Source organism: Corynebacterium sp. NPDC104732, from assembly GCF_055583565.1.
Map to the genome: position 1 here is coordinate 1 of NZ_JBVJNS010000038.1, position 3,941 is coordinate 3,941.

3 protein-coding genes are annotated in these 3,941 nt (G+C 57.9%); 2 read left to right on the top strand and 1 reads right to left on the bottom strand.

Annotated features, from left to right (window positions below; all coding sequences use genetic code 11):
• The first annotated feature begins 383 nt into the window (after window positions 1–383).
• Window positions 384–1,304 carry a class C sortase gene (locus ACZ6ZO_RS12755; protein WP_182387129.1) on the top strand — a complete coding sequence of 307 codons (921 nt, stop codon included), beginning with the start codon at window positions 384–386 and terminating at the stop codon, window positions 1,302–1,304.
• Here the strand turns inward: ACZ6ZO_RS12755 and ACZ6ZO_RS12760 are convergent, their stop codons facing one another.
• The gene (locus tag ACZ6ZO_RS12760; protein WP_182387130.1) at window positions 1,305–1,541 is read right to left on the bottom strand and encodes a PLD nuclease N-terminal domain-containing protein; all 237 of its coding nucleotides are present in this window, start codon (window positions 1,539–1,541) and stop codon (window positions 1,305–1,307) included. It abuts the gene before it with no gap.
• A 254-nt stretch (window positions 1,542–1,795) separates the two neighbouring features.
• On the opposite strand from ACZ6ZO_RS12760, the gene leuA reads away from it, so the two are divergent.
• Window positions 1,796–3,529, top strand: a complete 1,734-nt coding sequence (gene leuA, locus ACZ6ZO_RS12765) for a 2-isopropylmalate synthase (protein ID WP_465293071.1) — start codon at window positions 1,796–1,798, stop codon at window positions 3,527–3,529.
• Window positions 3,530–3,941: the final 412 nt, after the last annotated feature.

Genomic DNA, 3,941 nt, shown 5'->3' on the forward strand with positions numbered 1-3,941 from the left:
TAAACCTCTTGCGTTGCTGACTCATAATGAACATCCTCTCCTACGGACACAACATCCGTACTAATTGGGTGTCCACTACTCGAGGGTAACCTCACCTTAAAAAATATCCATTTACCTGAAAAGTACTGCTGCTTTTCTCCATCACAGATATACCCCTTCTTGGGGTCAAGTTTGGATGTGCCACCGTTCGACCCAATCCCCTTTAGCAAACTTGCCCAAACTGTTAGCAATTCCGATCCCCTTCATCCCGTCCAGCATCGGATTTCACGAACCGACTGCACTCGACGTACCTTGGACTATGGCTACCAACCGGGGGATAGAACGATCATCCCTGACATTCTTGGAAAATCCCGTGAACCCATTCACACTGAAGGTAGGAACACATGGGTCGTCATAGCAACACTCCGACGCGGAACAGATCGTCGAAGGGCGGCAAGAAGCTCAACTCCAACGCCATCATTGCGCTAGTCCTTATCCTGTGTGGCCTCGGAGTCTTGTTGTATCCCGTGGTGGCGACGCAGTGGAACAACATTCAGCAAGCCCGAGCCGCGGACGAATACTCCAAGCTGGAGCAATCAGTTCCACCCGAGGTGCTGAACAAAGCATGGGAAGAGGCACACCAATATAACGCTGAGCTTCGTGAGATCAACCCCGCCGATGCCTGGACCACCAGCGACGACGAAAATTCTCCCGCGTACCAGCGTTACCGCCAATACCTGAATGTGCTTTCGGAAACAGAGGCCATGGGGCGCGTCGTCATCCCCTCCATCAACTCTGACCTCCCGCTTTATCACGGCACCTCAGAAAAGGCCCTTTCCCGCGGCGTCGGTCACCTATACGGCACAGACTTTCCAGTCGGCGGGATCGGCGATGGCGAAGGTCGCCATGCGGCGCTGTCTGCTCACACAGGCATCCAGAATGCCACCTTGTGGGACAACCTCACCAAGGTAAAGAAAGGCGACGCCTTCTATATCGCTGTCGCTGGCAAGAAACTTAAATACCTTGTGCATGACATCCAAGTGGTCGAACCGTCCGACACTTCCATCCTGCACCGCGAACCCAGTCAGGATCTGATCACCCTCATCACGTGCACCCCGTATGCCATCAACACCCACCGACTCCTCGTCACAGGACACCAAGTGCCGATGGACCCTGCCGATGAAGCCGTCTTTGAATCCAGCGGACTGCGCTGGCAGTGGTGGATGTGGGCCATCATCGGCGCCGCCGCCGTCATCCTCATCCTGCTCGCGCTGTGGCTGCGAAAGGTTTTCGGGAAGACGGAATCCGACGACGCGGACTCATAGCTACATTTTTGAGTTCTTCCCTGCCACGAACCAAAGAATCGGCCCGAGCAGCGGGAAAGCGAAACACGCCAACGCCCACAGCGCCTTGCCGCCGCTGGCGTAGTTTTCGCTACGCACGATGCTGAGCAGGGCCACAACAAAAAGAACAATCTGGGCTATGACCAATAGGGTAATTGCTACGAGCCCGAAGCCACCGACAAGGGTAGTAAAACTGCTGGTATCTGCCGAACTGCTCATTTTCCATCACTCCCTAAACAAATCGACTCGAGACTTCATGGGGTCGAGGCTACAACCAATGGCGTCGTCAAGCAGTGGCAGCAAAAATCACCCCAAAATCGTGACGCGACGCCCATTATGCGGTATGGTGTGTTCCATGCAGCGAGCATTCCTCCTTCTTTGCCGCGGCGGGATTTAGGCCAACGAGAGGCCGGCACCCGTCGCGGAGTTCGCGTTGCCGGCCCAACCACCTAAACCCCACGAGGAATCACACCATGTCTTTCATCTCCGCCCCCGCTCAGCTGACCAAACCACACGGCAACATCCCCGCCGACCAGCCACATTGGAACAAACAGCGCAGCTCCGCCATGCCCAGCGACCGCTACCAACCATACGACGTAGAAGTGCAGGACTTCGACCTGCCGGACCGCACCTGGCCCTCCAAACGCATCACCAAGGCGCCACAGTGGTGCGCCGTAGACCTGCGCGACGGCAACCAAGCCCTCATCGACCCAATGAGCCCAGAACGCAAACGCCGCATGTTCAACCTGCTGGTGGAAATGGGCTACAAAGAAATTGAGGTGGGTTTCCCCTCCGCCTCCCAAACTGACTTCGACTTCGTGCGCGAGATCATCGAAAAGGACATGGTCCCAGACGACGTCACCATCCAAGTCCTGGTCCAGGCCCGCGAACACCTGATCCGCCGCACCTTCGAAGCCTGCGCCGGCGCGAAAAACGTCATCGTCCACTTCTACAACTCCACCTCCATCCTGCAGCGCAAAGTCGTGTTCCGGAAGGACAAAGAGGCGATCAAAAAGCTGGCTACCGACGCCGCTGAGCTGATCCTCTCCATCGCAAAGGACTACCCAGACACCAACTGGCGCTGGGAATACTCCCCCGAGTCCTACACCGGCACCGAAGTCGAATACGCCCTGGAAGTCTGCAACGCCGTCACCGACGTCATTCAGCCGACGCCGGAAAACCCACTGATCATCAACCTGCCATCCACCGTGGAAATGATCACCCCCAACGTGTACGCCGACTCCATCGAATGGATGTCCCGCAACCTCGACCGCCGCGACTCCATCATCCTGTCCCTGCACCCACACAATGACCGTGGCACCGGCGTCGCCACCGCAGAACTGGGCTACCTGGCCGGCGCAGACCGCATCGAAGGCTGCCTGTTCGGCAACGGCGAGCGCACCGGTAACGTCTGCCTGGTCACCCTGGGACTGAACATGCTGACCCAAGGCGTCGACCCACAAATCGACTTCTCCGACATCGACCTCATCCGCCGCACCGTCGAATACTGCAACCAGCTGCGCGTCCCAGAACGCCACCCATACGGCGGCGACCTCGTCTTCACCGCCTTCTCCGGCTCCCACCAGGATGCCGTAAACAAGGGACTCGATGCGCTGCGCGCCTCCGGCTCCACCATGTGGGAAGTTCCCTACCTGCCGATCGACCCGAAAGACGTCGGCCGCTCCTACGAAGCCGTCATCCGCGTCAACTCCCAATCCGGCAAGGGCGGCGTAGCCTACATCATGAAAACCGACCACGGCCTGGACCTGCCACGCGCCATGCAGCCAGAATTCTCCTCCGTCGTCCAAGCCATCACCGACGCCGAAGGCGGCGAAGTCAGCTCCAAAGCAATGTGGGACATCTTCGCCACCGAATACCTGGACCGCACTGACGTCCTCACCCTGGAAGCCGTCCACATCACCGACACCGGCGTAACCGCCACCGTCACCTTCAACGGCGCAATGAAGGAGATTTCCGGCACCGGCAACGGCCCAGTCGCAGCATTCGCCCAAGCACTGGAATCCCTCGGAATCGACGTCGAAGTGCAGGAATACTCCCAGCACGCCCGCACCGCAGGCGACGACGCCGAAGCCGCCGCCTACGTCTACGCCACCGTCGGCGACACCGCAGCATGGGGCATCGGCGTAGACTCCAACATCACCGAAGCCTCACTGAAGGCGATCGTTTCTGCAGTGAACCGAAGCTAGAGACAGCGGCGTGCTGGATTTGGTAATGCAAAACGACTTTTTCCGCTGTTAAACGTTACTTTGCATTACCAAATCCGGCATCGGTTTCTCTACCTCCAGACCAACGCAGCCCCCTCATGCCCGGTGGCCACGGTGCTGATGATCGCTACGATCGCCACGATGACTAGCAGCACTTGAATGATCATGTGAATGCGGCCGGGTTTAATGGCTAGAAAGTGCTGTAGCAGGAATAGGCCCAGAAGCGCGCCAGCCGAAATGATGACGCCCTTGGCGTAGAGGGCATGATCGGCGTAAATGCCAGGGTTTTCTTCGCTTGCCCCATTACGTTGTTAGTAGTTCCGCTTGAAGGAGCCCAGGATTCGTACTCCTAGCCCCATGCTGGGGCAGGCTATGTTTATCTGCGTTCCTTCTG

What these genes read in the sequence shown, in the direction of transcription:
- ACZ6ZO_RS12760 (WP_182387130.1), bottom strand. Translation starts at nt 1,541, where the DNA reads ATGAGCAGTTCGGCAGATACCAGCAGTTTTACTACCCTTGTCGGTGGC.
- leuA (WP_465293071.1), top strand. Translation starts at nt 1,796, where the DNA reads ATGTCTTTCATCTCCGCCCCCGCTCAGCTGACCAAACCACACGGCAAC.
- ACZ6ZO_RS12755 (WP_182387129.1), top strand. Translation starts at nt 384, where the DNA reads ATGGGTCGTCATAGCAACACTCCGACGCGGAACAGATCGTCGAAGGGC.